The organism is Jeongeupia sp. HS-3, from assembly GCF_015140455.1.
In the GTDB taxonomy this organism is placed as follows: Bacteria; Pseudomonadota; Gammaproteobacteria; order Burkholderiales; family Chitinibacteraceae; genus Jeongeupia.
Map to the genome: position 1 here is coordinate 1723456 of NZ_AP024094.1, position 26253 is coordinate 1749708.

At 63.1% G+C, this 26253-nt stretch carries 29 protein-coding genes; 12 read left to right on the top strand and 17 right to left on the bottom strand.

The annotated features are described in order from the left end of the window. Positions 1–433 precede the first annotated feature (433 nt). The 3 genes from JLC71_RS08150 (at position 434) to JLC71_RS08160 (ending at position 3786) form a co-directional block, all read left to right on the top strand. Positions 434–1390, top strand: a complete 957-nt coding sequence (locus tag JLC71_RS08150) for a TauD/TfdA dioxygenase family protein (RefSeq protein ID WP_200914879.1) — start codon at positions 434–436, stop codon at positions 1388–1390. A gap of 31 nt (positions 1391–1421) precedes the next feature. Beyond that, a complete protein-coding gene (locus JLC71_RS08155; protein WP_200914880.1) occupies positions 1422–2345 on the top strand; it encodes a TauD/TfdA dioxygenase family protein in 924 nt (307 codons plus the stop codon). Between the two features lie 97 nt (positions 2346–2442). Next, complete coding sequence (locus JLC71_RS08160; RefSeq protein ID WP_200914881.1) at positions 2443–3786, top strand: LLM class flavin-dependent oxidoreductase; 1344 nt, start codon at positions 2443–2445, stop codon at positions 3784–3786. A 66-nt stretch (positions 3787–3852) separates the two neighbouring features. On the opposite strand, the gene JLC71_RS08165 is transcribed toward JLC71_RS08160, so the two are convergent. From JLC71_RS08165 to JLC71_RS08190, 6 genes are all read right to left on the bottom strand, one after another. Continuing rightward, entirely contained in the window at positions 3853–4257 is a 405-nt protein-coding gene (locus JLC71_RS08165) for a VOC family protein (RefSeq protein ID WP_200914882.1), read from the bottom strand. Positions 4258–4531: 274 nt separating this feature from the next. Then, entirely contained in the window at positions 4532–4867 is a 336-nt protein-coding gene (locus JLC71_RS08170) for a DUF2325 domain-containing protein (RefSeq protein ID WP_308431165.1), read from the bottom strand. A gap of 85 nt (positions 4868–4952) precedes the next feature. Beyond that, the gene (locus tag JLC71_RS08175) at positions 4953–5138 is read right to left on the bottom strand and encodes a hypothetical protein (protein ID WP_200914883.1); all 186 of its coding nucleotides are present in this window, start codon (positions 5136–5138) and stop codon (positions 4953–4955) included. 181 nt (positions 5139–5319) lie between these two features. Beyond that, positions 5320–6420: a sigma-54 interaction domain-containing protein gene (locus JLC71_RS08180; protein ID WP_200914884.1), complete on the bottom strand. Its 1101-nt coding sequence runs from the start codon at positions 6418–6420 to the stop codon at positions 5320–5322. A gap of 161 nt (positions 6421–6581) precedes the next feature. After that, positions 6582–8831, bottom strand: a complete 2250-nt coding sequence (locus JLC71_RS08185) for an alkaline phosphatase D family protein (RefSeq protein ID WP_200914885.1) — start codon at positions 8829–8831, stop codon at positions 6582–6584. A gap of 182 nt (positions 8832–9013) precedes the next feature. After that, complete coding sequence (locus JLC71_RS08190; RefSeq protein WP_200914886.1) at positions 9014–9211, bottom strand: hypothetical protein; 198 nt, start codon at positions 9209–9211, stop codon at positions 9014–9016. Positions 9212–9362: 151 nt separating this feature from the next. Here JLC71_RS08190 and JLC71_RS08195 point away from each other — a divergent pair, with 151 nt between their 5' ends. After that, positions 9363–9815 (top strand): hypothetical protein, encoded by a 453-nt coding sequence (locus JLC71_RS08195; RefSeq protein WP_200914887.1) that lies wholly within the window; start codon positions 9363–9365, stop codon positions 9813–9815. Between the two features lie 29 nt (positions 9816–9844). Here JLC71_RS08195 and JLC71_RS08200 read toward each other — a convergent pair whose 3' ends face one another. The 3 genes from JLC71_RS08200 to JLC71_RS08210 form a co-directional block, all read right to left on the bottom strand. After that, the gene (locus JLC71_RS08200; RefSeq protein ID WP_200914888.1) at positions 9845–10033 is read right to left on the bottom strand and encodes a DUF3079 domain-containing protein; all 189 of its coding nucleotides are present in this window, start codon (positions 10031–10033) and stop codon (positions 9845–9847) included. Between the two features lie 141 nt (positions 10034–10174). After that, positions 10175–11893: a chloride channel protein gene (locus JLC71_RS08205; protein ID WP_200914889.1), complete on the bottom strand. Its 1719-nt coding sequence runs from the start codon at positions 11891–11893 to the stop codon at positions 10175–10177. Beyond that, positions 11890–12345, bottom strand: a complete 456-nt coding sequence (locus tag JLC71_RS08210; RefSeq protein WP_200914890.1) for a MarR family transcriptional regulator — start codon at positions 12343–12345, stop codon at positions 11890–11892. Before JLC71_RS08210 ends, JLC71_RS08205 begins: the two co-directional genes overlap by 4 nt. A 111-nt stretch (positions 12346–12456) precedes the next feature. On the opposite strand from JLC71_RS08210, the gene JLC71_RS08215 reads away from it, so the two are divergent. Beyond that, a complete protein-coding gene (locus JLC71_RS08215) occupies positions 12457–13563 on the top strand; it encodes an HPP family protein (protein WP_200914891.1) in 1107 nt (368 codons plus the stop codon). A 21-nt stretch (positions 13564–13584) separates the two neighbouring features. Here JLC71_RS08215 and JLC71_RS08220 read toward each other — a convergent pair whose 3' ends face one another. Continuing rightward, on the bottom strand, positions 13585–13839 hold the full coding sequence (locus JLC71_RS08220) for a hypothetical protein (protein ID WP_200914892.1): 255 nt from the start codon (positions 13837–13839) through the stop codon (positions 13585–13587). Positions 13840–14055: 216 nt separating this feature from the next. Next, positions 14056–15624: a glutamine-hydrolyzing GMP synthase gene (guaA, locus tag JLC71_RS08225; protein WP_200914893.1), complete on the bottom strand. Its 1569-nt coding sequence runs from the start codon at positions 15622–15624 to the stop codon at positions 14056–14058. 281 nt (positions 15625–15905) lie between these two features. On the opposite strand from guaA, the gene JLC71_RS08230 reads away from it, so the two are divergent. The 7 genes from JLC71_RS08230 (at position 15906) to JLC71_RS08260 (ending at position 22111) form a co-directional block, all read left to right on the top strand. After that, positions 15906–16922: a methionine ABC transporter ATP-binding protein gene (locus JLC71_RS08230; protein ID WP_200914894.1), complete on the top strand. Its 1017-nt coding sequence runs from the start codon at positions 15906–15908 to the stop codon at positions 16920–16922. Then, positions 16922–17602, top strand: a complete 681-nt coding sequence (locus JLC71_RS08235) for a methionine ABC transporter permease (protein WP_200914895.1) — start codon at positions 16922–16924, stop codon at positions 17600–17602. The genes JLC71_RS08230 and JLC71_RS08235 overlap by 1 nt, the downstream gene beginning before the upstream one ends. Before the next feature lie 57 nt (positions 17603–17659). Beyond that, complete coding sequence (locus JLC71_RS08240; RefSeq protein WP_200914896.1) at positions 17660–18433, top strand: MetQ/NlpA family ABC transporter substrate-binding protein; 774 nt, start codon at positions 17660–17662, stop codon at positions 18431–18433. Positions 18434–18614: 181 nt separating this feature from the next. Further along, complete coding sequence (locus tag JLC71_RS08245) at positions 18615–19226, top strand: paraquat-inducible protein A (RefSeq protein WP_200914897.1); 612 nt, start codon at positions 18615–18617, stop codon at positions 19224–19226. After that, on the top strand, positions 19223–19867 hold the full coding sequence (locus JLC71_RS08250; RefSeq protein WP_200914898.1) for a paraquat-inducible protein A: 645 nt from the start codon (positions 19223–19225) through the stop codon (positions 19865–19867). Before JLC71_RS08245 ends, JLC71_RS08250 begins: the two co-directional genes overlap by 4 nt. Next, positions 19851–21512, top strand: coding sequence for a PqiB family protein (locus tag JLC71_RS08255; protein ID WP_200914899.1), 1662 nt, complete (start codon positions 19851–19853; stop codon positions 21510–21512). Before JLC71_RS08250 ends, JLC71_RS08255 begins: the two co-directional genes overlap by 17 nt. Further along, positions 21509–22111 carry a PqiC family protein gene (locus JLC71_RS08260; protein ID WP_200914900.1) on the top strand — a complete coding sequence of 201 codons (603 nt, stop codon included), beginning with the start codon at positions 21509–21511 and terminating at the stop codon, positions 22109–22111. Before JLC71_RS08255 ends, JLC71_RS08260 begins: the two co-directional genes overlap by 4 nt. 72 nt (positions 22112–22183) lie before the next feature. Here the strand turns inward: JLC71_RS08260 and JLC71_RS08265 are convergent, their stop codons facing one another. The 6 genes from JLC71_RS08265 to tmk all read right to left on the bottom strand — a co-directional run bounded on the left by JLC71_RS08265 (position 22184) and on the right by tmk (position 26249). Next, positions 22184–22558 (bottom strand): DUF2237 family protein, encoded by a 375-nt coding sequence (locus tag JLC71_RS08265; protein WP_200914901.1) that lies wholly within the window; start codon positions 22556–22558, stop codon positions 22184–22186. After that, positions 22551–23342: an MBL fold metallo-hydrolase gene (locus tag JLC71_RS08270; RefSeq protein WP_200914902.1), complete on the bottom strand. Its 792-nt coding sequence runs from the start codon at positions 23340–23342 to the stop codon at positions 22551–22553. Before JLC71_RS08270 ends, JLC71_RS08265 begins: the two co-directional genes overlap by 8 nt. Further along, positions 23339–24109: a TatD family hydrolase gene (locus tag JLC71_RS08275; protein ID WP_200914903.1), complete on the bottom strand. Its 771-nt coding sequence runs from the start codon at positions 24107–24109 to the stop codon at positions 23339–23341. The genes JLC71_RS08270 and JLC71_RS08275 overlap by 4 nt, the downstream gene beginning before the upstream one ends. 108 nt (positions 24110–24217) lie before the next feature. Further along, a complete protein-coding gene (locus JLC71_RS08280; protein WP_200914904.1) occupies positions 24218–24586 on the bottom strand; it encodes a PilZ domain-containing protein in 369 nt (122 codons plus the stop codon). Then, positions 24583–25602: a DNA polymerase III subunit delta' gene (holB, locus tag JLC71_RS08285; RefSeq protein ID WP_236250837.1), complete on the bottom strand. Its 1020-nt coding sequence runs from the start codon at positions 25600–25602 to the stop codon at positions 24583–24585. Before holB ends, JLC71_RS08280 begins: the two co-directional genes overlap by 4 nt. Further along, positions 25599–26249 (bottom strand): dTMP kinase, encoded by a 651-nt coding sequence (tmk, locus tag JLC71_RS08290; protein ID WP_200914905.1) that lies wholly within the window; start codon positions 26247–26249, stop codon positions 25599–25601. The genes holB and tmk overlap by 4 nt, the downstream gene beginning before the upstream one ends. Between the last annotated feature and the right edge of the window lie 4 nt (positions 26250–26253).

The following is a 26253-nucleotide window of genomic DNA, read 5'->3' on the forward strand; positions in this document are numbered from 1 at the left end:
AATCATCTCCCTTATAGATTGGCCTTCAAGGCCGGGACGACGTCGCTGCCGCAGGATCTGCGGCAGGCGGGTGTCCTCGTTGTTGGCGTATACGCCGCAGCGGCATTCCTCACCGCTTGCGAATTCTTATAAGCAGATTGCATGCCAACATGTTTTTATTAGATTCATCAGGAATAAAGCGGGCGGCCTGCGGGCGGAACAACGGCACGCGCAGCAGGATGCTGCGATTGCAGCGGCAGGGCGTCCGGACGGCACAGGGTTCGTTGCACTGCACCAAATCCAGCAGAGTGCTGGGCTTGCTGCTGCATTTGCAGCAGCCCCCGGCTCCCGGCCCTACCCGGCCGGTCACGAGGGCGCGGTTTTGCTGGATGACGGGGATTGGCACGCTTTCTGCTGCGGGTGGCTGACTGTCCCACCCGAACAAGGAAGCCCCATGAGCACCCCGCAACTCTCCCGCGCATTCCACGCCCGGCCCGACGCCACGGCCGGCCTGCATACGCCACAGGCCATCGAAGAAGTCCGCATCACGCCGACCGGCGCGGCGCTCGGTGCCGTGGTCGACGGGCTGGATGCCAATCGCCCGCTCAGCCCGGCGCTGGTGTTTGCACTGCAGTCGGCGCTGGACGATCACCACATCCTGATCTTCAAGCAGCAGCGGCTCGACGACGATGCCTTCCTGAGCTTCTCGACCTACTTCGGCAGCGTGTTCCGCCGGCCGCAGGATGTGCCGGTGCTGGGGTCGGAAGCGCAAGGCATTCCGCCCGATGTGGTGTTCGTTTCGAATGTCGAAACCGGCGGCTATCTCGGCAGCGGCGAACTCACGCCGCACGCCGATCACCAGTGGACGCCGCTACCGTCGGCCGGCTCGCTGCTGTATGCGCTGGAAGTCCCGGCGATCGGCGGTGATACCAGCTGGTACAACCTCAACGCCGCGTATGAAGCGCTCGACGACGCGACCAGGGCGCAGATCGACGGCTTGCAGCTGATTACCTACAACCCTTTCGTTCGCCAGATCGAGAACGCCCGGATCAAGGCCGAAGGCGGCGAGGCCGAATACCCGCCCTACCGCAGCCCGGCGCGCGAACCGCTCGGCGCCGCCTTTCCGCATCCGCTCGTGCGTACCCACCCGCGCTCGGGCAAGAAAATCCTGTTCCTGTCGACCCACACCGAAGTCGAGCTGCTGGGCATAGCCCCGGCCGAGGGCGAGGCGCTGATTGCCCGGCTGCGCGAGCACATCGTCCAGCCGCGCTTCCGTTACACCCACCGCTGGAGCGTCGGCGACATCGTCCATTGGGACAACCAGGCCACGCTGCACGCGCGCACCGCTTTTCCCGCCGCCGAGCGCCGCACGCTCAAGCGCGTCAGCCTCGCCGGCAGCCGCCCTTTCTGAAACGCATCACCGACACGTCAAGGAAGCCATCATGAGCCAGATCACCAGCCATCCCGTCGCCGGCCGCATCGGCGCTGAAATCCGTGGCGTGCAATTGTCGGGCGAGCTGTCCGCCGACGTCACCGCCGACATCAATGCCGCGCTGCTCAAGCACAAGGTCGTGTTCTTCCGCGCCCAGACGCTGGACGACGCCGGCCAGCAGGCCTTTGCCCAATTGCTGGGCGCCCCGGTCGCGCACCCGACGGTGCCGGCGGTCGACGGCACCGATTACGTGCTCGAACTCGACTCGGCCCACGGCGGCCGCGCCAACAGCTGGCACACCGACGTGACCTTCGTCGACGCCTATCCGAAGGCGTCTATCCTGCGCGCGATCAAGATCCCCGAGCACGGCGGCGATACCGTCTGGGCCAATACCCACACCGCCTACCTCGATCTGCCCAAGCCGCTGCGCGAACTCGCCGACAAACTGTGGGCGGTACACAGCAACGAGTACGACTACGCCAGCTATCGCCAGAACGTCAGCGCCGAACAGATCGAGCGCTACAAGAATGTCTTTACCTCGACGCTGTACGAAACCGAGCATCCGGTCGTGCATGTCCACCCGGAAACCGGCGAACGCAACCTGCTGCTCGGGCATTTCCTCAAGCGCCTCAAGGACGTTACCGCCGCCGACTCGCAACACCTGTACGCGGTGCTGCAAAGCCACGTGACCCGGCTCGAGAACACCGTGCGCTGGCGCTGGCAGGCCGGCGACGTGGCGATCTGGGACAACCGCGCCACCCAGCACTACGCGATCAATGACTACGGCGATGCGCACCGTGTGCTGCACCGGGTCACCGTCGCCGGCGTGCCGGCGGTGGGCATCGACGGCCAGCGCAGCCGCACCATCAGCAAGGCACCCAGGTTCGCCCCGGCGGCGAATACCGAAAGTGCCGCCGCCGACAGGGCTGCCTGACCGCTTGACGATGATGCCCCGGCACCGATCGCCGGCCGGGGCCGATCGCACGGGCGCCCGAACGGGTGCCCTTTTTCAAATGCACCGCGAGGTTTCGATGAGCCAACGCCAGCTTCACCTCAATGCCTTCCTGCTCACCAGCGGCCACCACGTTGCCGCATGGCGTCATCCCGATGCGCAGGCCGACGCCGGGCTCAATTTCGACCATTTCAAAGCGCTGGCGCAGACCGCCGAACGCGGCAAGTTCGACGGCGTGTTCTTCGCCGACGGCGTCGCCGTCTGGGACTACCCGACCGAGGTGATCGGCCGCTCGGGCCAGATCGGCCAGTTCGAGCCGCTGACGCTATTGGCGGCGCTGGCGACGGTGACCGAACGCATCGGCCTGATCGCGACCGCATCAACCACCTACAACGAGCCCTACCACCTGGCGCGCAAGTTCGCGTCGATCGACCACCTCTCGGGCGGCCGCGCCGGCTGGAATCTGGTCACATCGGCGACCGACGCCGAAGCGCGCAATTTCAACCGCGAAGCCCACCTCGACCACGGCGTCCGTTACGAGCGCGCGCGCGAGTTCCACGATGTGGTGACCGCGCTGTGGGACAGCTGGGGCGACGACAGCTTCATCCGCGACAAGCAAAGCGGCGTGTTCTTCGACGCCACCAGACTGCACGCACCGCACCACAAGGGCGAGCATTTCAGCGTGCGCGGGCCGCTGAATATTCCCCGGCCGGTGCAGGGCCATCCGGTCGTGGTACAGGCGGGCTCGTCCGAAGCCGGCCGCGAGCTGGCGGCACAGACGGCCGAGGTGATCTTCACCGCGCAGCAGACGCTCGACGACGCACAGGCGTTCTACGCCGACGTCAAGGCCCGCCTGCCCCGCTACGGCCGCAGCGCCGATGCGCTGAAGATCCTGCCCGGCCTCTCGCCGATCATCGGCCGCACCGAGGCCGAGGCTCAGGACAAGTTCGCCGAACTGCAGGCGCTGATCGATCCGCTGAGCGGCGTTGCGCTGCTGTCGGGCCAGCTCGGTTTCGACCTCTCTGGCTTCCCGCTCGACGGCCCGCTGCCCGACATCCCGGAAACCAACGGCGCCAAGAGCCGGCAGGCGCTGGTCGTCGCGCTGGCGCGCCGCGACGGGCTGACGATCCGCCAGCTGGCGCAGCGCGTTGCCAGCGCCCGTGGCCACTGGACGGTCGTCGGTACGCCAACGGCCGTCGCCGACCAGCTCGAACTGTGGTTCAGAGAAGGCGGTGCCGACGGTTTCAACGTGATGCCGCCGGTGCTGCCGACCGGGCTGACCGAGTTCGTCGATCTGGTCGTGCCCGAACTGCAGCGGCGCGGCCTGTTCCGCACCGAATACCGGGGCACGACGCTGCGCGAGCATCTGGGCCTGCCGCGGCCGGTCAACCGCCATGCCCGGCCGCAGGCGATTGCAGCCTGAGGCTTGCCCCCGTCCCGAAAACAACAAAGCCCCGACGCATCGGGGCTTTGTACTTTGGCGCAGCGATTACTGCTGCACGTGCGCCGGGTCCATATACATCAGTTCCCACAGGTGGCCATCAAGGTCTTCGAAACCGTGGCTGTACATGAAGCCGTAGTCCTTCGGTTCGCGCAGCGCCTTGCCGCCAGCTGCAAGCGCCTTGGCGACCAGCGCATCGACGTCGGCACGGCTCTCGCACGACAAGCAGGTCAGCGTTTCGGTATGCGTGCGCGCGTCACACAAGGCCTTGTCGGTAAAGCTCTGGAAGAACGGCTTGACCAGCAGCATCACGTAGATCGTATCGCTGATGACCATGCAGGCCGCATTCTCGTCGGTGAACTGCGCGTTGAAGCTGTAGCCGAGCGCGGCGAAGAAGGTTTTGGACCGCTCGAGGTCGTCGACCGCGAGATTGATGAACACTTGCTGAGCCATGGAAGCATCCTTTCGGTAGGAACGGGCGCCGTCGCGGCACCCCGTGCGTCTTTTTATCACAATGTCATGACGCACTCATTTCCCGATCTTGCCGAACGGATCAGGCTGGCTGCAATGCAAGTATCAATTCGAATGGACGGCCAGCAGACTGGCTGCGATCGGCAACGATTGCCCCGGTGCACCGCCCCTTCCGGATTCCGACCACCAGCGCGATGGCAGGGTCATGAAACTCGCCGGCCGCAGCAATCCGGCAACACCCCGCCCTGCCGGGGTTTCAGCGCGCCTGGGCGCCGATCCGGTCCAGCGACGCCGCCAGCGCGCAGGTCGAGCGGCGGCAGGCGACGAAGCGGACGTTCTCGGCCTGCGCGGCCGAGCGGAAATTGCGCATCACGTTGTGGCCGAGGAAATCGGTGAACAGGATGACGATGTCCATGCCCTTGATGCCGCTGGGGCGGCGCTGGTGCGAGGGGTTGCGGCCGGTAATGTGGTGGCCGATACGGATACCGTAGTCGGCGAGCACATCCGGGATGTTGCCGAGCGAGTCGGCGCCGACGATATAGGCCTGCAGTGCATCGGCTTTCGCGGCGGCCAGCGTAGTGTGAGCGGTCATGTTGTGATCCTTGCGCGGGCTGTACTGCCAGATTAGCCGGGCGCAAATAGAACAACAAAGAATATTGATTTGCGATGTTATTCCATTACGACAAAATCAAAGTCAGCATGTCAGCATCGACAAACCGCCGGGCAGGGACGGAAATACCGGGATGCAGGCGCTCGCGTTTGTCGACAACATGGCCGATCCGCTGCATGAACAGCACCCGCAGCAGGAACTCGATCAGCCCGGCCAGGCCGGGATCGAGCGCGCTACCGGTCAGCGTGTACATCTGTCAGCCGATGGCAACGGGTCAGCGCTTGGGCAGACCAGAAAGCCAGAAAGGGACGGTGATAGCCGTAGCGAAGCGGAATCAGCGGTCATGGACTGGCGAGATGGGCGGGGAACAGGCGGTGGGCTCTGCCTGACGCTCTGCCCCCGGCGACGTTGACGCGGTCGGCGGTGGAAAAAGCTCAGGCGGTGGCCACCGCAGCATGCGCGCCCTGCCACGGCGCCCCCGTATCGGATTCCCGCAACATGCCGTGCCGCTTCAACAGCGTGCGCAGCACATTGCGCGAGATCCCCAGGAGCGCGGCCGCACGCACCTGGTTGTAGCCGCTGTGGTGGTAGGCCTCGTTCAGGATCAGCTTTTCCAGCTCGTGAAACAGGCCGGGGTGGCGGCCGGCGAACAGTTGCCGCAGTTGCTGGCCCATCAGTTCAAGTGGCGTGCCGCCGCTGGCATCGTGCTGGCTGCTTGGCACCGGCGCCCCGGCGAGCTTCAGGTGCTCGGCGCGAATTTCGCTGCCGCTGGCAATCAGCAAGGCAAAGTGGACGACGTTTTCGAGCTCGCGAATATTGCCGGGCCAGCCGTAGGCCAGCAGCGCCTGCGCCGCATCGGTGGACAGCGCCGGCTGGGCCAGCTGCAAGCGCTGGCTATAGCGGCCGATGAAGTACTCGACCAGCGGCAGGATGTCGCCGCGACGTTCGCGCAGCGGCGGCAGCCGCAACTGGGCGATATTGAGCCGGTACAGCAGATCGAGGCGGAAATGCCCGGCGGCGACCGCATCGGCCAGGTCGACGTTGGTCGCCGCCAGCAGGCGCACGTCGACCGGAATCGGCTTGCGCGCGCCGACGCGCACTACTTCGCCCTCCTGCAACACGCGCAGCAACTTCACCTGCAGCGGCAGCGGCAAATCGCCGATTTCATCAAGAAACAGCGTGCCGTGGTGCGCCGCCTCGAACCAGCCTTCCCGCCGCGCCACCGCGCCGGTGAAGGCGCCGGCTTCGTGGCCGAACAGCTCGCTCTCGGCCAGCTGTTCGCTGATCGCCCCGCAGTTCACCGCCACGAACGGCCCCTTGCGGCCGCTGAGCTGATGGATATGCCGGGCGATCAGCTCCTTGCCGGTGCCGGTTTCGCCGATCACCAGTACGGGCATGCTGGAAGGCGCGATGCGCTCCAGCTGTAGCAGCAGATCGCGCGAAGTCCGGTCGGCAAACACCGCCGCCTTGGCGCGAATCGACAGTGGTTCGGCATCGCTGCCGCTAAACGATAACAGCGTCGGGTTTGCATCCATCTCGGTCTCCTTTTTGTCGGCCACCGGTCTTGCGACGCTGTGCCTTACGATATGTTGTAAGGCAATTTACCCCCGTTCACTTATTCCCACAAATAATTACAAATAGGATATTAATTTCCAACTGGAATATCAAATGCAAGTCGTCAGCATTCGCACATCCGTTAAAGGCGATTCACCTTCACCTGACCACGCGGCACCTGTAAACGGGTCGTCTGCAGCAACGGTGCCGCTGGCGCGCGATGACCGTCGAGCCGCGCGATCTTTTTGAACTCGGCCCGCAGCTCACCCGCACTCAAGGTCACCACCGCATAGCCCTGCGCATCGGTATCCGTATAGGCAATCCATGGATTGTTCACCGGCGCGACGCCGCTGGCCTGATCGGCGAAAGGGTTGAGCCGCTTGAGCACCTCGGTGGCCGGCACCGACGCCACCGGCAGCCCCATCACCGCGGCCAGTTGTTGGCGGATCAGCCCGGACAGCGTCGCCACCGCTGCCGATTTGCCGGCGAGCGCGGCCATGGTCGCCGCCAGCGTCGTCCCTAACGCACCGCCCACGGTATCGTCGAAGGTATTGATCGGCGTTTTGGCCAGGCCGCTCGTGGTCTGGAACGCCGTGGCGGACACCTTGCCTGCAACGATCGCGCCCTGCACCGCCGCCTGCACGGCGGCGGTATCGGAAAGATCGCTGACGCCGGCGGCGCCGGCGATCGCGGCCGACAGCATCTGGATCGCGAGCTGTTCGGCGCCGGCCTCGCTGGTGTAAACCAGCGGTGCGGCCGCCGCCAGCGCCGGATCCTGCGCGGCGGCATAAAAGTAGTGATAGAAGGAATCGCTGCTGATGCCGGCGGTGACCAGATCGACCATGCCCGGTGCGCCGGTAGCGTAATCGTCGTACACCACGCCGGCATAGAAGCTGTGGATGTCGCCGGTGATGGCCACCACATCGCTGATTTTCTGCTGCCGCAGGAAGCCGACCAGCACCTTGCGCTCGGCATTGAAGCCGTCCCATTGGTCGGCGTTCAGAACGAATTCCTTGCGCAGCGCCGCCGGTACGCCGGCGAGCTTGCTGGCATCAAGGCGCATGCGCAGCAGCGAGACCTCGTTGCCCCAGATTTTCCACGCCGCCTTGCTGCCGGCCAGCGTCGATTGCCACCATTCGCGCTGCGTCTTGCCGAGCACCGAGACCTGGGCCAGCGGGTCGCCGCTCGCAGTGCCGGCGGCGAATTTCTGCGCCTCGGCCGCGGCCAGTTGCGCCGTCGGCACCAGATAGCGGCTGCCGATGCTGCTGCCGACCGCCGCCTCGGGAATCAAATGATCGGCGCGGTACAGGCGCTCGTCAGTCATCACCAGATGCATCAGGCTGCCAAAGCGGAAATCGCGGTACAGCTTGATCGTCTGAAAGCCGCTCGCCGCCGCATCGAACGGTACATCGGCCGGCATGAACTCGAACCACGCCTGATTGGCGCCGCGCCGGCGCGCGGTCTGGTGGCTGTTGTCGCCACGGCCGCTGGCCTTGTCGTAGCTGCCGTTGTCGTAGGTGCTCGCATCGCCCCAGCAATCGTCGGAGAACTCGTGATCGTCCCAGATCGCGATCATCGCAAAGCGCGCATGTACCTGCTGCAGGCGCGGATCGCTACGGTACTGTTTGTACAGCGCGCGGTAATCGGCAAGGGTATTGGCGTAGCGGGCGCCCGAGTTGCCGGACTTGTACGGGCCATCCGGCAAGCTCAGCGGTGCATGCATCGCCTCGACCGCGCCGGCCTGAAACGCTTCGCCGACGGTTTCGTAAATGTAATCACCGAGGTGAACGACGAAATCGACGTCCTCGGCCGCGAGCAGATCAAAGCCGCCCCAGTGATTGATGCTCCAGTCCTGGCACGACAGAAAAGCAAATTTCAACGTACCCGGATCAAGGTGTTCGGCCGGCGCGGTCTTGAAGCGCCCGACCGCCGAGCGCGTCTCGCCGGAGACGAACTGATAATAATAGGTCGTGGCCGGATTCAGCCCGGTGAGCTTGTGGCGAACGCTGTGATCCCACGCGGCCTGGGCGCTGAGCGAAACGTCGGCAAGCACTTTGCCGCCAAGCACGGCGCTGCTGCCGATCAGCGCGCTCATATCATCGCTGGTGACGATCAGCCGCAGCGGCAAATCGCCTGCGGCCGGCACGCTGGCCACCGCGTCGGCGCCGAGCGGTACGGCGCGGGTCCAGAGCACGATGCTGTCGGCGCGCGGATCGCCCGAAGCGATGCCTTGTGGAAACTTCAGCGCCTGCGCCGGTGTGGGCTTGCCGTCGGGAGGAAGGACCGCAACGGTCGTGTCGGTCGCATCATCGCCGCCACAACCGGCCAATAGACCCGCGACGGTCGAGACGGTAAGAAATCCGCTGAGCTTGAGAAAACGCCGACGATCCATGAGCCACGACCTCCTTGAGAAGGCCGTCGATGCTAGTCGTCACAGATGACAGGAACAAAACGATTGTTTGACGATTTGCCGCCAGCTTGGGCGGCAATGTCTGCATGGGCCACGCCATGCTCAGGAAGAATAGAAGCCACGTCCCGCCCGCGGCGGGTGCCACTGAATGCGCTAACAACGCCCTAAGCCGGGTTTTTTTCTTCCCAGACTTCCTGCGGCGCGCTGGCGAATAGCTTGTCTTCATGCGCCCAGCGCAAGGCGCGCGTCTTCAGAAATGCATCTTTGCGCAACTGCCCTTTGGCCTGATCTTCAAAGGACTGCGCGCGCTCCTGGCGAATCGCGGCGCTGTGCAAGGTGCCCAGATACCAGCTGTTGGTCATGCCGTTCCCCACGGGGTACGAGGTAACTCAGCCTACACCGTTATCGACGACGAGTAATCCCGTTCGGGCGAACCATGGGCGGCAGACATACACCTTGCCGATCCGGCGCGCCATCCAGGCGACAACGGCCCCCTCCCCCGGACGGGGTTTCGTGCAGACCACACGTCAAGCCGATTGCGCTGCGAGTGTGGCCGCGCCGGTAGTCGTGCCTGGCGTGCGATTGATCCGCAGCACCAGCACCGCGCGCCCCCCCCCGGACGACGCCGTCGCCGCGCTGCGGCAGCTCGTCGCCGACCTGACCGATCGGGCCAGCAAACCGGGCTACCGCGGCTGCGCCTTTATCAACATCGCCGTCGAATATCCGGATCGTGACCATTTCGCCCGCAGCTTCGTCGCCGACAACAAGCGGCAACTGCTGCAGCGGCTGACCGCGCTGGCCACGCGTACCGGCGCCCGCGATCCGGTCGCGCTGGCCAAGGGGTTGACCTTGCTGATCGAAGGCGCCTATGCGGCCAGCCAGACCTATGCGCCGGATATCGGGCTGCTTGCGGCGCTACCGGCGACCACCGATATCCTGATCGGCGCCGCGCTAGCCGTGCGATAGTGTTCCAACCGTCCGGCCCGGTACCGGTTTCATTCAGTTGGTTCCGCTTTCTGCTCGTCTGCCGTCCAGGAGTGCCAATCGTCGCCCAGGATTTCCGCCGGATGCTGCGTGCGACCGGAACCGTTCCCGCAGCGCAAATCATCGGCAGAACAATATCGGTCACACCCCCAGCACACCCGCTCGGGGTGTGCCGGGTTGATGGGGAACTTCTTCGCCATTTACGTCTTCCTTATCCCGTTTGGTTGTACACCCGACAATACCGATGGAAACCATCGGTCAAGCGAGCTCGCACGCATCCAAGACGTTCCACATACGGTGCCCGCTCGGTGATCAGGCCTGCCCCGGCCGATAGCCCGTCCTCACCGAAGGCGCTCAAGAAGCGTTTCTTCCTGCCAGGATGCCCCTACCGGACGTAACAGATCGCTCATGGCAAGGACGCCAACGAGTTGCAAGCCATCTGCATCGGCCACGACCGGGACGCTGCTCACTTTCAAATCGATCATTCGTGCTGCTGCAGCCCGGGCGCTTTCGGTCGACAACACCCATTGGTGTTGCCCAGCCAGCAAATCGGCGACTTGCAGATTCTCGTCATGGCGATGGTCATTCAAAATCCCTGATTCGAGCATGCCTCGCAACCGGCCATTGGATACGACCGGCAACCGCCGGTGTTGCTGCGCATCAACCGTCGCACGGGCCTGCCTGATCGTCATGGCCGCATCGACACTGATGACACTCCGGCTCATCAGATCATCCACGTGCATACGCTCCAAAGGGTCGACGGCATACTCGCGATAGATATGCAGGCCACGACGAGCGATTTTCTCGGTCATGATCGAGCGGCGCAGCACCAGCGTGGTCACCCCCCAAGCCACAGCCACCGTCAGTAGCAGCGGCAACAGCGCATTCGTTGCATGGGTCAGGCCGATTGCAAACACGATGGCCGTCAACGGCGCCCCCAAGACGCTCCCCAGCACCGCGGCCATGCAAACCAGCGCCCACAAACCGGCCGAACCACCCGGCAACCATGGCGACAACACAACGCCCAATCCGGCACCAATCATCAGTAACGGCGCCAATACACCGCCGGACGTGCCGGAGCCCAGGGCCGCGACCCACATCACAGCCTTGACCGCCAATAGGCTCACAACTGCAGCTACGGCGAGCCGGTTGTTCAAAAGGTCACCAATGACGTCGTAGCCGATGCCGAAGGCCCGTGGCTCGAAGTAGCCGCCGATCCCGACCACAACGCCACCGATTGCCGGCCACCACATCCAGTGAACCGGGAGCTTTGCGAAAGCATCCTCGGTCCGGTACAGCGCCAATGTGACGATCACGGCCAACACACCGCTGCATATTCCCGCAACGATGCCGGAGACGAGCGCGGACGCGGTGACCGGTGCAACGGCCAGCGGAAACAGCGGCCCCGCCTCGAAGATGAATGGGCGCAGGAAGCCGGCAACGGCACATGCCATGGCCACAGGCAACAGACTGCGAGGGCGCAGCTCGAACAACAGCATTTCTACCGCAAGCAAAAGCGCGGCGACAGGCGTCCCGAAGATCGCGGTCATGCCCGCGCACGCACCGGAAACCAGCAAGGTCTTGCGTTCGGCAGCGCTCAGGTTCAGGTATTGCGCCAGCAACGAACCCAATGCGCCACCGGTCATGATAATCGGGCCCTCTGCACCAAAGGGACCTCCGCTGCCGATGACGATGCCGGATGACAGTGGTTTGAGTACAGCCACTCTTGCCGACATCCGGCTTTTGCCGAACAGAATGATTTCCATCGCTTCGGGAATGCCATGGCCACGGATCTTGTCGCTGCCGTATCGCGCCATCAATCCGACCAGCACGCCGCCAATCACCGGTAAAACGATCACCCAGGCTCCCAGCGTGTTCAGTGCAGGCGAGGACTCAGCAAACGACCAGTGCTGATAGAAAAACAGGTTGGTACACAAGCGGATGAGCTGGACCAGCAGCAGTGCAGCCAGTGTGGCAACCGCCCCCACCACCATTGCAACCGCAACCAGCCGCAACAGGCGACTGCGGTCCAGCGCATAGTCACTTTTGACGCCACTCATGCTTTCCCTCCCAAGGCCCGCTGAGCCAGCTCGTCGGCATCGTTGAAAGCGGTAATACGGGTCACGCGGAACGTGCTCTGCAACGAGAGCAGCTCGGCCTCATGCAACGCGGCGAGCTTCTCCAAAGCCCGTACCCCCGCCGGGAGCAGATGGACCTCGACTTGCCGCCGATCGTTTTGATTTCTGCGACGCTCGACCAAGGCAATTTCCTCGCAACGGGTCAGCAACGCGACGACACCGTGGTGCTGGGTTTGCAACCGTTCTGCCAGCTCACTCACCGTTGCCCAGTCTCGCCCGGGAAAGCCGCGGATGTGCAGCAGCAGCAAATACTGCAACGGGGTCAGCCCTTCCGCCTTCGCTGCCGTCTCGCTGAAGTGAAGAAATCGGCGCAACTGGTAGCGAAACTCAGATAGGGCTTCGTACTGGGGCTTGGTCAGTTTGCTTTCAGTCATGAGGGTTCCGGGGAAACAGGGTTGGCGCATTTATATCACATGATGATATAAATGCCGCGCTTGATCGATTCGAGGCCGCAAAGGCCCGCCATTTCCCCACGGAGTCCCAGCATGCACCCCCTTCTTCTCTGGCTACGCGCCTTTGTTCCACCGCCCAGCACGGTCAGCCGCAAGGAACAGTTACTCAGTGTATTCGGCGCCGGATTTGGCTTGCTGATCACCGAAATCATCAGCCGCAATGCCTTGGGAACGCTCAATCTGTGGTTTGTCGCCCCCATGGGAGCCTCGGCAGTGCTGCTGTTTGCCGTCCCTTCCAGCCCACTCGCGCAACCGTGGTCGATTCTGGGCGGCAACCTGGTTTCCGCGCTGATCGGTGTCGCTTGTTCGCGATGGATCGGTCATTCCGGCCTGGCAGCAGGCCTGGCGGGGGCGATCGCGATCGGCGCCATGATCCAGTTGCGCTGCCTGCATCCGCCATCCGGTGCGGTGGCTGCAACGGCCGTCATGGGCGGCGCCGCGGTTGACCGCTTGGGCTTCGCTTTTGCGGTCAGTCCGGTACTCGTCAACTCGGTCCTGTTGGTGATCTGCGCGCTGGTGTTCAACAACATCATCCAGCGACGCTATCCCCATCATTCACCCGCTCGCCCGAACCCTCACCTCACTCAGGACCCGCTGCCGACCGAGCGCACAGGCATCATTCGTGCCGATCTGGACGCAGTGATTGCCGAGCGCGGCGAGGTGGTCGACATCAGCCAGGATGATCTGGAAGAAATCGTGCAGGCTGCGGTGATGCGAGCCAGACAGCGTCATTTTGGCCCCTTGCTGTGTGGTGAAATCATGTCGCGCGACGTGATTACCGTGCTCCCGGAAGCAACACTGGCGGATGCCTGGCAGCGGCTCATCGAGCACAAACTGACCACGGCCCCAGTCGCGGACGAGGAAGGACGGTTGGTCGGCATATTGTCGATGATGGATTTTTTCGTCGATCCACTTATACCTGCACACCTCAGAACGCCGAACGCAGACTTGCAGGTATCAGACCTCATGATTCGCGATGTCCGCAGCACCACACCACAGACGCCCATCGAAACGCTCGTCACGCTCTCGAGCGATGACGGCTTTCACCATCTGCCGGTCGTTGCCAACGAAAAACTCGTCGGCATCATCACGCAGTCCGATCTACTGGCAGCAATGTACAAGCATCAGCTAGGCGACTGATCCGGGCCGGGATCGGATCTGTCACCTTGCATCGAGGGTCATCGCGTCCGATAGCCAGTATCTCGCGCCGGCCATCAAGCGGGCATCGGCCCCTGCCACCATGCCATTGCGCAACGCGATGGTCTGGTTCAGGTACTGGATGACCGCTTCGGCTTCGCTCTGGAAGTGTGGCTGGCGATGCCGGAAAGCCTGCGAAACGTCAGGCGTGTGACCCTCGTCTTTCGGCACTTGGTCGATGCCACGACGCACTTTTTGCAGGTCTAGTAAACACGCCACCACCCGCTATAGCGCCGGATTACATTTTTACCGTCAGGCTTGCCTCGAACACCGACACGGTAAAAACCACCGACCGTCATGACGCCTCCACATTGACCGTCAATACTACCGTCTTCCACCGATAGATACCGAAAGCCAGAAACACAAAACCCCGGGCAAAAGCCCGGGGTTTCTGGATTTTCAGCGTTCACCAACGACCGGTGAGGGACGCCTGAATCATTCCCATTCGATCGTTGCCGGCGGCTTGCCGCTCACGTCATAAACAACGCGGTTGATACCGCGGACTTCGTTGATGATGCGGTTCGATACCTTGCCGAGCAGCTCGTACGGCAGTTCGGCCCACTTGGCGGTCATGAAATCGCTGGTCTGCACCGCACGCAGCGCCACCACGTATTCATAGGTACGGCCGTCGCCCATCACGCCAACCGACTTCACCGGCAGGAACACGGCGAACGCCTGGCTGGTCTTGTCGTACCAGTCGAAGGCGCGAAGCTCGTCGATGAAGATCGCATCGGCGCGGCGCAGCAGGTCGCAGAACTCCTGCTTCACTTCGCCGAGCACGCGCACGCCGAGGCCCGGGCCCGGGAACGGGTGGCGGTAGACCATTTCGTGCGGCAGGCCGAGCGCGACGCCGAGTTCGCGCACTTCGTCCTTGAAGAGTTCGCGCAGCGGTTCGAGCAGTTGCAGCTTCAGCGTATCGGGCAGGCCGCCGACATTGTGGTGGCTCTTGATCGCATGTGCCTTGCCGGTCTTGGCGCCGGCCGATTCGATCACGTCCGGGTAGATCGTGCCTTGCGCCAGCCACTTGGCCGACGGCAGCTTGGCCGACTCGGCCTGGAACACTTCGACGAACTCGCGGCCGATGATCTTGCGCTTGGCTTCCGGGTCGGACACGCCGGCCAGATGGCCCATGAACTGCGCGGTCGCGTTGACGTGGATCACCTTGACGCCAAGGTGCTTGTTGAAGATGTTCATCACCTGCTCGCCCTCGTTCAGGCGCAGCAAGCCGTTGTCGACGAACACGCAGGTCAGCTGATCGCCGATCGCGCGATGGATCAGCGCCGCGGCGACCGACGAATCGACACCGCCCGAAAGGCCAAGGATGACTTCATCGCTGCCGACCTGTTCACGGATGCGCTCGACGGCCTGCTCGACGTAGTTCGGCATCGTCCAGCTCGGCTTGCAGCCGGCGATATCGAGCACGAAGCGGTTGAGCATGTCGCGGCCCTTGATGGTATGCGTCACCTCGGGGTGGAACTGCACGCCGTAGAAGCCCTTGTCTTCGTTCGCCATCGCCGCAATCGGGCACGACGGGGTTTCGGCGATCATCTTGAAGCCGTCCGGCAGCGCGGTAACCTTGTCACCGTGGCTCATCCACACTTCGAGGAAGCCTTCGCCGTTTTCGCCGACGCGGTCTTCAATGCCGTTGAGCAGCTTGCTGTGGTTACGGGCGCGGATTTCGGCGAAACCGAATTCACGCACATGGCCGGCATCGACCTGGCCACCAAGCGATTGCGCCATCCACTGCATGCCGTAACAGATGCCGAACACCGGAATGCCGAGTTCGAACAGCTTCGGGTCGGCCTGATAATCGCTCTCGTACACCGAGTTCGGGCCGCCGGACAGGATGATCCCCTTCGGGTTGAACTCGCGGATGAAGTCGATCGAGACGTCGAACGAGTGCAGTTCGCAGTACACATGGGCTTCACGCACGCGTCGCGCGATCAGCTGCGCAACTTGCGAGCCGAAGTCGAGAATAAGGATTTTGTCCAGGGCTTGATCCATTGCCGGTTCCAGATTTCAGGTGACAGGTAACCTGCTATTTTAACGCGATAAAGCACTTGCCGCGAGCCGCCTGGATAACCGGATCGCATCTCACCGCAAAACGCAGCAAACCGGCCGGTATCGGCGCAGCGTGCCGGGATTACATTTGCGGTGCATAATTCCCTTGTGCGATTTGTTTATCTCCATAAAGATTTTACCGTTATATAGCGCTTCGCTAAAATGGCGCTCTTGCGGCTAAAAGCCGATCTTTCAAGTACAGCGCACACCCACAAGGTTGCTTCGTGACCACCACGATCCAGTTCAAGAATATTCATAAGTCTTATCGCGTCGATAACCGCGATATACCCGCCCTGTCCGGCATCGACCTGACGATCAGTCCCGGCGAAATCTACGGCATGATCGGCCACTCCGGCGCCGGCAAATCGACGCTGGTGCGGCTGATCAACCTGCTCGAACGTCCCAGCAGCGGCGAGCTGCTGATCGACGGCGACGACATCACCCGTTTCGACGATGACACCCTGCGCGCGCTGCGCCGGCGCATCGGCATGATCTTCCAGCACTTCAACCTGCTGTCGAGCAAGACCGTCTTTGATAACGTCGCCTTCCCGCTGAGGCTGGCCGGCAAGAAAAACCGCGCCGAAACCGACGCCCGCGTCGCCGAGCTGCTGGCGCGCGTCGGCCTGTCCGAACACGCCAATAAATACCCGAGCCAGCTCTCTGGCGGCCAGAAACAGCGCGTCGGCATCGCCCGCGCACTGGCGACCGAACCAAAGATCCTGCTGTGCGACGAGGCCACCAGCGCGCTCGACCCGCAAACCACGCAATCGGTGCTGCGCCTCTTGGCCGAAATCAACCGCGAACTGGGGCTGACCATCGTCCTGATCACCCATGAGATGGACGTGATCCGCAGCATCTGCGATCGCGTTGCCGTGCTCGATGGCGGCAAGGTGGTCGAACACGGCCCGGTGGCCGATGTGTTCCTGCATCCCAAACACATCACCACCAAGCGCTTCGTGCAGGAATCCGAGCACGTCGACGACAACGAGCAGCGCGATGACTTCGCCCATGTTCCGGGCCGCATCATCCGGCTGACTTTCCGTGGCGAAGCCACCTACGAGCCGGTGCTGGGCAAGGTGGCACGCGACTGCGGTGTCGATTTCAGCATCCTCGCCGGCCGGATCGACCGGATCAAGGACACCCCGTACGGCCAGTTGACACTGGCATTGACCGGTGGCGACGTTGACGCGGCGCTGGCCCGATTTGAATCCGAAGGACTGACTGTCGAGGCGCTACGCTGATGCTGGAAACCCTCCTTTCCCCCCTTCTTCCAAACATCGACTGGATCGACCTGTGGCAAGCCTGCCATGACACCTTTTCGATGCTCGGCTGGTCGCTGCTGTTCACGCTGGTGCTCGGGCTGCCGCTCGGGGTGCTGCTGTTCCTGACCGGCAAACGCCAGCTGCTGGCGCAACCGGTGGTGTACGGCTTGTTGTCTTTCGTGGTGAACGTGCTGCGCTCGGTGCCTTTCGTGATTCTGCTGATCGTGATGATTCCGCTCACCACCCTGATCACCGGCACGTCGTTCGGCGTTGCCGGCGTCGTGCCGCCGCTGGTCGTCGGCGCGACGCCGTTCTTTGCCCGGCTGGTTGAAACCGCGCTGCGCGAAGTCGATCGCGGCATTATCGAGGCCACCCAGGCGATGGGCGCGACCACGCGACAAATCGTCCTCGGTGCACTGCTGCCCGAAGCCTTGCCCGGCATCATGGCCGCGGTGACGGTCACCGCGATCACGCTGGTGTCATATTCGGCGATGTCCGGTCTGGTCGGCGGCGGTGGTCTTGGTGATCTGGCGGTGCGTAATGGTTATCAGCGCTTTCAGACCGACGTGATGGTCGTTACCGTGCTGCTGTTGCTGGTGCTGGTCCAGGTCCTGCAGATGGCCGGCGATCGCCTCGTCACTCACTTTTCACGCAAATAACCCAGCCGTCCCACCCGGATGCGGCTGGTTCAACCGTCCCACAAGGAGAGTATTCCAATGAAAAAAATCCTCGCTCTGATCGCGGCCGCGCTCGCGTTCAATGCTGTTGCTGCTGAAAAGCTCACCGTCGGCGCCACCGCCGTGCCGCACGCGGAAATCCTCGAATTCGTGAAGCCGACGCTGGCCAAGCAAGGCGTCGAGCTCGATGTCAAGGTCTTCACCGACTACGTGCAACCGAACGTCCAGGTCGCCGAAAAGAAGCTAGATGCCAACTTCTTCCAGCACAAGCCTTATCTGGACGAGTTCAACAAGGGTAAGGGCACCAACCTCGTGACCGTGGTCGGCGTGCATATCGAGCCGTTCGGCATCTACTCGAGCAAGATCAAGAAGCTGGCCGACATCAAGGAAGGCGCCACCGTGGCCATCCCGAACGACGCCACCAACGGCGGCCGCGCGCTGCTGCTGCTGGAAAAAGCCGGCCTGATCAAGCTGAAGGATTCGGCCAACCTGTCGGCCACCCAGCGCGACATCGTGCAAAACCCGAAGAAGCTGAAGATTCGTGAACTCGAAGCCGCGATGCTGCCGCGCGTGCTGGGCCAGGTCGATATCGCCCTGATCAACACCAACTACGCGCTCGAAGCCAAGCTGAACCCGACCAAGGATGCGCTGGCGATCGAAGGCAGCCAGTCGCCGTACGTCAACATCATCGTGGCCCGTCCGGACAATAAGGACAGCGCCGCGCTGAAGAAGCTCTCGGCCGCGCTGACCAGCCCGGCAACCAAGAAGTTCATCCTCGACAAGTACAAGGGTGCCGTGGTGCCGGCGTTCTGATCGAGCACCTGCCCTCGCAAAACAAGCCCGGCGTCAGCCGGGCTTTTTGCTGCGTCGTAAATCGATGGCATCGGTTATGCTTACATCGGTGCCAGGCTCAGCCCTCGCGCTTTTTCCCTGACCGCTTACATCGCCCCGGAGACGCACGTTGCCCGTATCGAACGACAGCGCCCTAGCCCCCATGACCGATACGATCGAACTCGTCGCCTGCCACGAGTGTGACCAGTTGCAGCGCATCCATTACCCGCCGAAAAACCGCGTCGTGCGCTGCTGCCGCTGCAATGCCGAGCTCTACCGCTACCACCCCGATGCCATCAACCGCACGCTGGCGCTGGCGGTCGCTTCCTTGTTGCTGTTCATCGTCGCCAACGCCTTTCCCATCGTCGCCATCGACATGCAGGGCAATGTGCTCGCCACCAGCATGCTTGGCGCGATTGAGCATCTGTGGCAAACCCACGTTGCCCCGGTTTCAATCCTGGTCGCACTGACCACGCTGATCGTCCCCGGGGTGACGCTGCTGACGCTGATCTATCTGCTGACGCTGTTGCAACTGGGCCGCCGCCCGCCCGGTGCAGCCCAGTTGCTGCGGCTGCTGAATCTGTCTCGTCCGTGGGGAATGATCGAGGTCTATTTGCTGGGGATTCTGGTCTCGGTGGTCAAGCTGATGGCCTACGCCAGCGTTGTGCCCGGTGTTTCGCTGTGGGCGCTGGTGCTATTGATTCCGCTGATGGCGGCGATGCTCGGCTCTCTCCATTTCGACCTGATCTGGCGCCGCATGGCGCAATGCCGATGAGCACCGCCAGGCAATACCGGCTGGCGAGCTGCCACGACTGCGGTTTGCTGTCGAAGCTGCCAAGCGGTCACGGCCACTGCCCGCGCTGTGGTGCGGCGCTGCATTTTCGCAAGCCGAACAGCATGGCAAAAACCTGGGCCTATCTGATCGCCGCGATCATTCTCTATATCCCGGCCAATGTGCTGCCGATGATGATCACCGGCTCTATCGTCGGCGTACAGTCGGACACCATCCTCAGCGGTGTGGTCTATCTGTGGGTCAGCGGTGAATGGCCGCTGGCAGCGCTGGTGTTCTTTGCCAGCATCATGGTGCCGATGCTGAAAATGATCGCCATCCTGCTGCTGCTGATCACCTGCGGCCGCCGCTCAAACTGGCAACCGCAACAACGGACCAAGCTGTACCGGCTGGTTGAGTTCGTCGGCCGCTGGTCGATGCTCGACATCTACGTGGTAACCATCCTTGCCGCGCTGGTGCAGGTGCAATCACTGGCCTCGATCGCCGCCGGCCCGGCCGCGGTCGCCTTTGCTGCGGTGGTGGTGCTGACGATGCTGTCGGCGATGAGCTTCGATCCCCGCTTGATCTGGGATCCGCTCGACAAAGAACAAGAAGCCTCTGGAGAAACACATGACGCAAAGCACTGACACCGCCCCGCTCGGTCCCGATCCGCTCGATCGCCTACCCGAAGCCAAGGAAGACCCTCCGAAGAAGCGCACGCTGCAACTGGTGTGGATCATCCCCATCGTTGCCGCGCTGATCGGTGGCTGGCTCGCGGTCAAGGCCGTGCTCGACCGTGGCCCCGAAATCACCATCACCTTCCGCACCGCCGAGGGGATCGAGGCCGGCAAGACCAAGCTCAAATACAAGGACGTCGATATCGGCCTGGTCAAGAGCGTGGCGCTGTCACCGGACCGCAAGTATGTGATCGCCAAGGCCGAGCTGGCCAAGGACACCGGCAATATGCTGGTCAAGGACACACGCTTCTGGATTGTCAGTCCGCGTGTCGGCGTCGGCGGCATTTCCGGGCTGGATACGCTGCTGTCGGGTGCCTATATCGGCGTCGACATTGGCAAAAGCCAGGAGAAACAGCACAGCTTCACCGCGCTGGAAGTACCACCGATCATCACCTCCGGCTTGCCGGGCCGGCAGTTCGTTCTCAACACCAAGGAGATCGGTTCGCTCGACGTCGGTTCGCCGATTTATTACCGGCGCATCCTCGTCGGCCAGGTCATCGGCTACCAGCTCAACCCCAACGGCAAGGGCGTGACGATGAAAGCCTTCGTCAATGCACCGTACGAAAAATACGTGACGCCGAACACGCGCTTCTGGCAGGCGAGCGGCCTTGACGTCAGCCTCGACGCCAACGGTTTCCGCGTCCGCACCGAATCGCTCGCCAGCATTGTCGCCGGCGGCATCGCCTTCCAGGAACCGGATGACAGTAGCCAGCTGGCACCGGCGCCGGAGAATACCGCCTTCCGGCTGTTCTCCGACCGCGTACTGGCGATGAAGACGCCCGAAGCCGACGCCGAAGCCTTCCTGATGTACTTCCAGGAAAGCCTGAGAGGACTGTCGGTCGGCGCACCAATCGACTTCCGCGGCATCATCGTCGGCGAGGTCAAGTCGATCAATCTCGAATATGACCCCAAGGCCAAGAACCTGCGCTTCCCGGTCGAAGTGCTGATTTACCCGAGCCGGCTCAAGGCGCGCTACCGCAAGGGCGCCTCCGCCCCGATGGAGGCCGGCGACCCGAATCATCACAAGGTCATGAATGCCTTGATCGAGCATGGCTTCCGCGCGCAGATGCGCACCGGCAACCTGCTGACCGGGCAGCTGTACATTGCGCTCGACTTCTTCCCGAACGCGACCAAGACCAAGATGAACTGGAACGACAGCCCCGTCGTCATTCCGACCACGCCGGGCAGCTTTGGCGACATGCAGAACGCCGCCGCCAGCATCCTCAAGAAGGTCGACAACATTCCGTTCGAAGGCATCAGCCAGGATCTGCGCAAGGCCTTGCAGAACCTCGACGGCACCATCGATCGCGCCAACAAACTGGTCGAACGCCTGGACGGCGATGTGGCCACCGAAGCGGCCCGGACGCTGAGCCAGGCCAAGGCAACGCTGGCAACGGCGCAGCAGGTGATGGCCGACGGCTCGCCTTTGCAGCAGAACATGGGCAATACGCTCAAAGAGGTCAGCCGCGCGGCCGAATCACTGCGCAACCTCACCGATTATCTCGAACGCCATCCCGAGTCGCTGCTACGCGGCAAGCCGGAGGAGAAACCATGAAGCACCTTACCCGTACCCTCGTCACCGCCAGCTTGGCCGCGCTGATCGCCACCGGCTGCGCCAGCGCACCGAAAGACTATTTCTACAGCCTCGGCAGCTCGACGCTGGTGGAAGCGCCGGCAATCAGCGGCAGCGCCAGCGTGCCGATTGCGATCAGCGCGGTAACGATACCGGAAGCCGTTGATCGGCCGCAGTTGGTGGTACAGCAGAACGGCGAGCTGCGCATTGTGGAGCAACGGCGCTGGATCCAGCCGCTGCGCGGCGATCTCGCCGCTGCACTGGCCGAACAGTTGGCCCGGCAACTCGGCGCCCCGGTCGCGACCCCGTCGCAAGTCGCCGGCAGCGAAGCGACGTTCCGCCTTGCGGTCGACATCCAGCGTTTCGACTCCATCCTCGGCGGCAGCGCAACGATCGATGCGCTCTGGCGCGTCACCGACGTCAGCGGCAAGGTCATCAAGAATGGCCGCTTCAGCGCCAGCGAAGCAGCCAAGGACGCCAGCTACGATGCGCTGGTGGCCGCACACGGCCGGCTGGTTTCAAAGCTGTCGCAGCAGATCGCCGCGGAGCTCAAGCCTTTGCTGGCCTCGTCCCCGAAATAGCACTCAAGCATCATATCCAAATGAAAAACGGCGCCCATTGCGCCGTTTTTTGCAGATCCATTCGAACGTTGGCTACGGCCGATCAACCGCATAAGCGACCAGCGTTTCCAGCGATACCGCGTCCAGAATCGCCTCGTCGGTCGCGGCCAGCAAAATCGGCGGCGCGTGGCCGGCCAGCAGCGCCTCGATCCAGCGCCCGGCGCACAAACACCATTGATCGCCGGGCTTGAGGCCAGAAAACCCCCATTCGGGGCGCGGCGTGGTCAGGTCATTGCCATGCTCGCGCGAAAAGGCGAGAAAATCACCGGTGACACGGGTACACACCGTGTGCTGACCGGGATCATCGGCATGCTCGGCGCAACAGCCGTCGCGCAAAAAGCCCGTCAGCGGGTCGAGGCTGCACGGCACCAGCGGTTCGCCTAGTACATTGAATCGGCCATCAGCCATGGAGGCTTCCTTCGCTGACGATGGTCATGCCATCGTAGCCGACCGATACGCCATGCGGTATGCGGGCCGACAGGGCGTGATACTCAAGCTCGTGCGTCATATGGATCAACACCGTGCGGCGTGCGCCGATTTGCGCCGCAACGGCCAGCGCCTGATCGACGCTCAGGTGGGTCGGGTGCGGCTTGTTGCGCAGGCAATCGAGTAGCAGCACGTCCAGACCTGCCAGCAGCGGCAGGCTCTGCACCGGAATTTCGGACAGATCGGTCAGGTAGGCAACATCGCCGATCCGGAAGCCCAGCGTCGGCCATTTGCCGTGCAAGAGCGGAATCGGCGTCACGGTCACACCGTTGAACTCGAACGGTTCACGCTCGACCTCGGTCAACTCAAGCACCGGCTTATCCCAGTATTCGTTTGGCGCAAACAGCGTGTACGGGAAGCGCTCGCGGATGTGCGTCAGCATCAGCCGGTTGCCGAACACCGGCAGCGCCGCCTTCTGCAGCCAGCACCACGCGCGCAGGTCGTCGATGCCGTTGAGGTGATCGGCGTGCGGATGCGTGTACAGCACCGCGTCGACGCGCAGCAGGTTTTCGCGCAGCGCTTGCTGACGCAGATCGGGGCCGGTATCGATCAGGAAGGTCTGCCCGCCGGCGCGGATTACCGCCGAGGCCCGGGTACGCCGGTTGCGCGGGTCGCTTGATGCGCAGGTCGGGCAATCGCAACCCAGCGCCGGCGAGCCACCGCTGGAACCCACCCCGAGCAGCGTGACCTCAACGCCGGCAGTCATGCCGCAGCCTTGGCAAACAGCTTGAAGAAGTTGACCGTCGTCGCCTCGGCGACCTCGGCGACCGGAATGCCGCGCAGATCGGCGATATGCTCACCAACATGGCGCACCCACGCCGGCTGATTGGTCTTGCCGCGATAAGGCATAGGCGCCAGATACGGCGAATCGGTTTCGATCAGCATCCGTTCCAGCGGCACCAGCTTGGCGACTTCCTTGAGCTCCTCGGCCTTCTTGAAAGTGACGATGCCCGAGAAGGAGATATAAAACCCCAGCTCCATCGCCGCCTGTGCCACCTGCCAGCTTTCGGTAAAACAATGCATCACCCCGCCAACGGTGTCGGCGCCCTCTTCCTTGAGGATGCGGATGGTGTCTTCCGATGCCGAGCGCGTATGGATGATCAGCGGCAGCCCGGTCGCCTTGGCGGCGCGGATATGCACGCGAAAGCGTTCGCGCTGCCATTCCAGATCCCCTTCGAGCCGGTAGTAATCGAGGCCGGTTTCGCCGATGGCGATCACCTTCGGATGCCTGGCCAGCTCGACCAGCCCCTCGACGGTCGGCTCTTCAACGTCTTCGTAGTCCGGATGCACGCCGACCGAAGCAAACAAATTCGGCGCCGATTCGGCCATGGCGATCACGCTCGGCCATTCGGGCAGATTCACCGACACGCACAGCGCGTGACTGACGCGGTTTTCCGCCATCGCCGCCAGCAGCTCTTCGCGGCGTGCGGCCAGTTCGGGAAAATTGATATGGCAGTGCGAATCGACAAACATGGCTGTTGAACCTGAAATCTTGTTGAAACAGTCGCCGCAAAGGGCAGCAATAGCAAAGGGCTGCGTGTGCAGCCCTGAGTGTAAATCAGTTGCGATAGCGAATCGCGTCTACATCGTGTGCGTGGTCCGCGCGCTTTGCAGATAGCCGCCGAGCAGACCTTCGATCTTGGCCTTGGCCTGCGCCCCGGCCTCGTTGCCGGAAAAACGCACGCCAATGCCCTGCTGGTGGTTATTGTGCGCCCCCGCCGGCGTCAGCCAGATCACATGGCCCGATACCGCAATCTTGGCCGGATCGTCGAGCAAGGACAGCAGCATGAACACTTCATCGCTCAGCCGATAAGGCTTGCTGGTCGGGATAAAAATGCCACCGCCTTTCACAAAGGGCATGTACGACGCGTACAGCGCGGCCTTTTCCTTGATGTTCAGCGACAGCACGCCGGGGCGCGAGGTTTGCTGCTGGCGGAAATCTTCGGTCATCGTCGCTCTCCCGCACCCTTGAGCGCGGCCAGATAATCGTAAAGCAACGCCTCGATATTGAGACGCGCATTCAACGGGTGAGTCGCCAACCGGCGTGCCTCGATCAGCCGCTCGGCAAAACGCGGCAGTTGCGCGGCACGCGGGGCCAAACGTGCCAGCGCCTCACTCCGATCCGGATAATAACGAACTTTGCCGGCCATTGAGTACCCGACAAGGTCGTGTACCCATTTCTGCAACCAATCGACGATCAAGGTCATCTCGACCTTGGCACGATCGAACTCGGCGGCGATCGCCAGTACATCCAGGCTGCCCGGATTCGCCACGCCATCGAGCAGCTTGGTGCGCCACGGCAGCCACTCGGCCGAAGCATCATCGAGCGCGGCCAAGGGTGCACCGCCACTATGGGCCAGATGCAGCAACGGATTGACGACACCTTGCTCGCCGAGCCATTGCGCGGCCTGCTCCGGCACCGGCGTCGGCAGCGGAAACACCCGGCAGCGGCTGCGGATGGTCGGCAGCAGCCGGCGCCATTGGTGCGACACCAGGATGAAGCGCGCTCCCTGCGGCGGCTCCTCCAGCGTTTTCAAAAAGGCATTGGCCGCAGCGGTGTTCATCAGTTCGGCCGGATAAACCAGCGTCACGCGGGCGCCGCCACGATGCGCGCTCAGATTCACGAAGTCACCCAGCTCGCGAATATCGTCGACGGTAATCAGCGCCGATTTTTTCTTCGCCGGCTTGCCGTCCTCGCTCGGTTCCGGCTCCGGGTCTTGCGGCGCCAGCACCCGAAAATCGGGGTGATTGCCGGCGGCAAACCAGCGACAAGCGTCACAGACGCCGCACGGCGCGATCGCGCGATCCGGCGACTCACACAACCACGATGCGGCCAGCCGGTCGGCAAAGCGGCGTTTGCCGATGCCGGCCGCGCCGGTCAGCAGCAGCGCATGCGGCAACTGCGCGGCATTGCCCATCAGCTGCCGCCATGGCTCGCCTTGCCACGGATAAAGCGGATAACTCATGCCTCGCCTCGCAGCCAGCGCGGCACATCCAGCGCCAGGCCGGCCTGGATAGCGGCGATCGAGCGTGTCGCGTCGATCACCTTGATCCGGCCCGGATCGGCGGCGGCGCGTTCAAGATACGCTGCACGGACGCGGGCGTGAAAATCGAATGCTTCCTGTTCGAACCGATCGAGCCCGTCGCGTCCGGCCATGCGCGCCTGACCGACATCGGGCGGCACGTCGAACACCAGGGTCAGGGATGGCTGCAGCAGACCATCACCGCGCCGCTGTACCCAGTCTTCCAGCGCGGCAAACTTGGCACGATCCAGCCCACGACCACCGCCCTGATACGCCCAGGTCGCATCGGAGAAACGATCGCACACCACCCAGTCACCGCGCGCCAGCGCCGGTTCGATCACGCCGGCCAGATGCTCGCGCCGCGCGGCGAACATCAGCAGCGCCTCGGTTTCCAGATGCATGGCTTCGGACAGCAGCAGCGCGCGCAGCTTTTCGCCGAGCGGCGTGCCACCGGGTTCGCGCGTCAGCACCGGCGCGATGCCCTGCGAGCGCAGCCAGTCGGCCAGCCAGTTCAGTTGGGTGCTCTTGCCGGCGCCATCGACGCCCTCGACGCTGATGAATCGCGCCGGCAGTAATTTCAATTCAGACATGGCG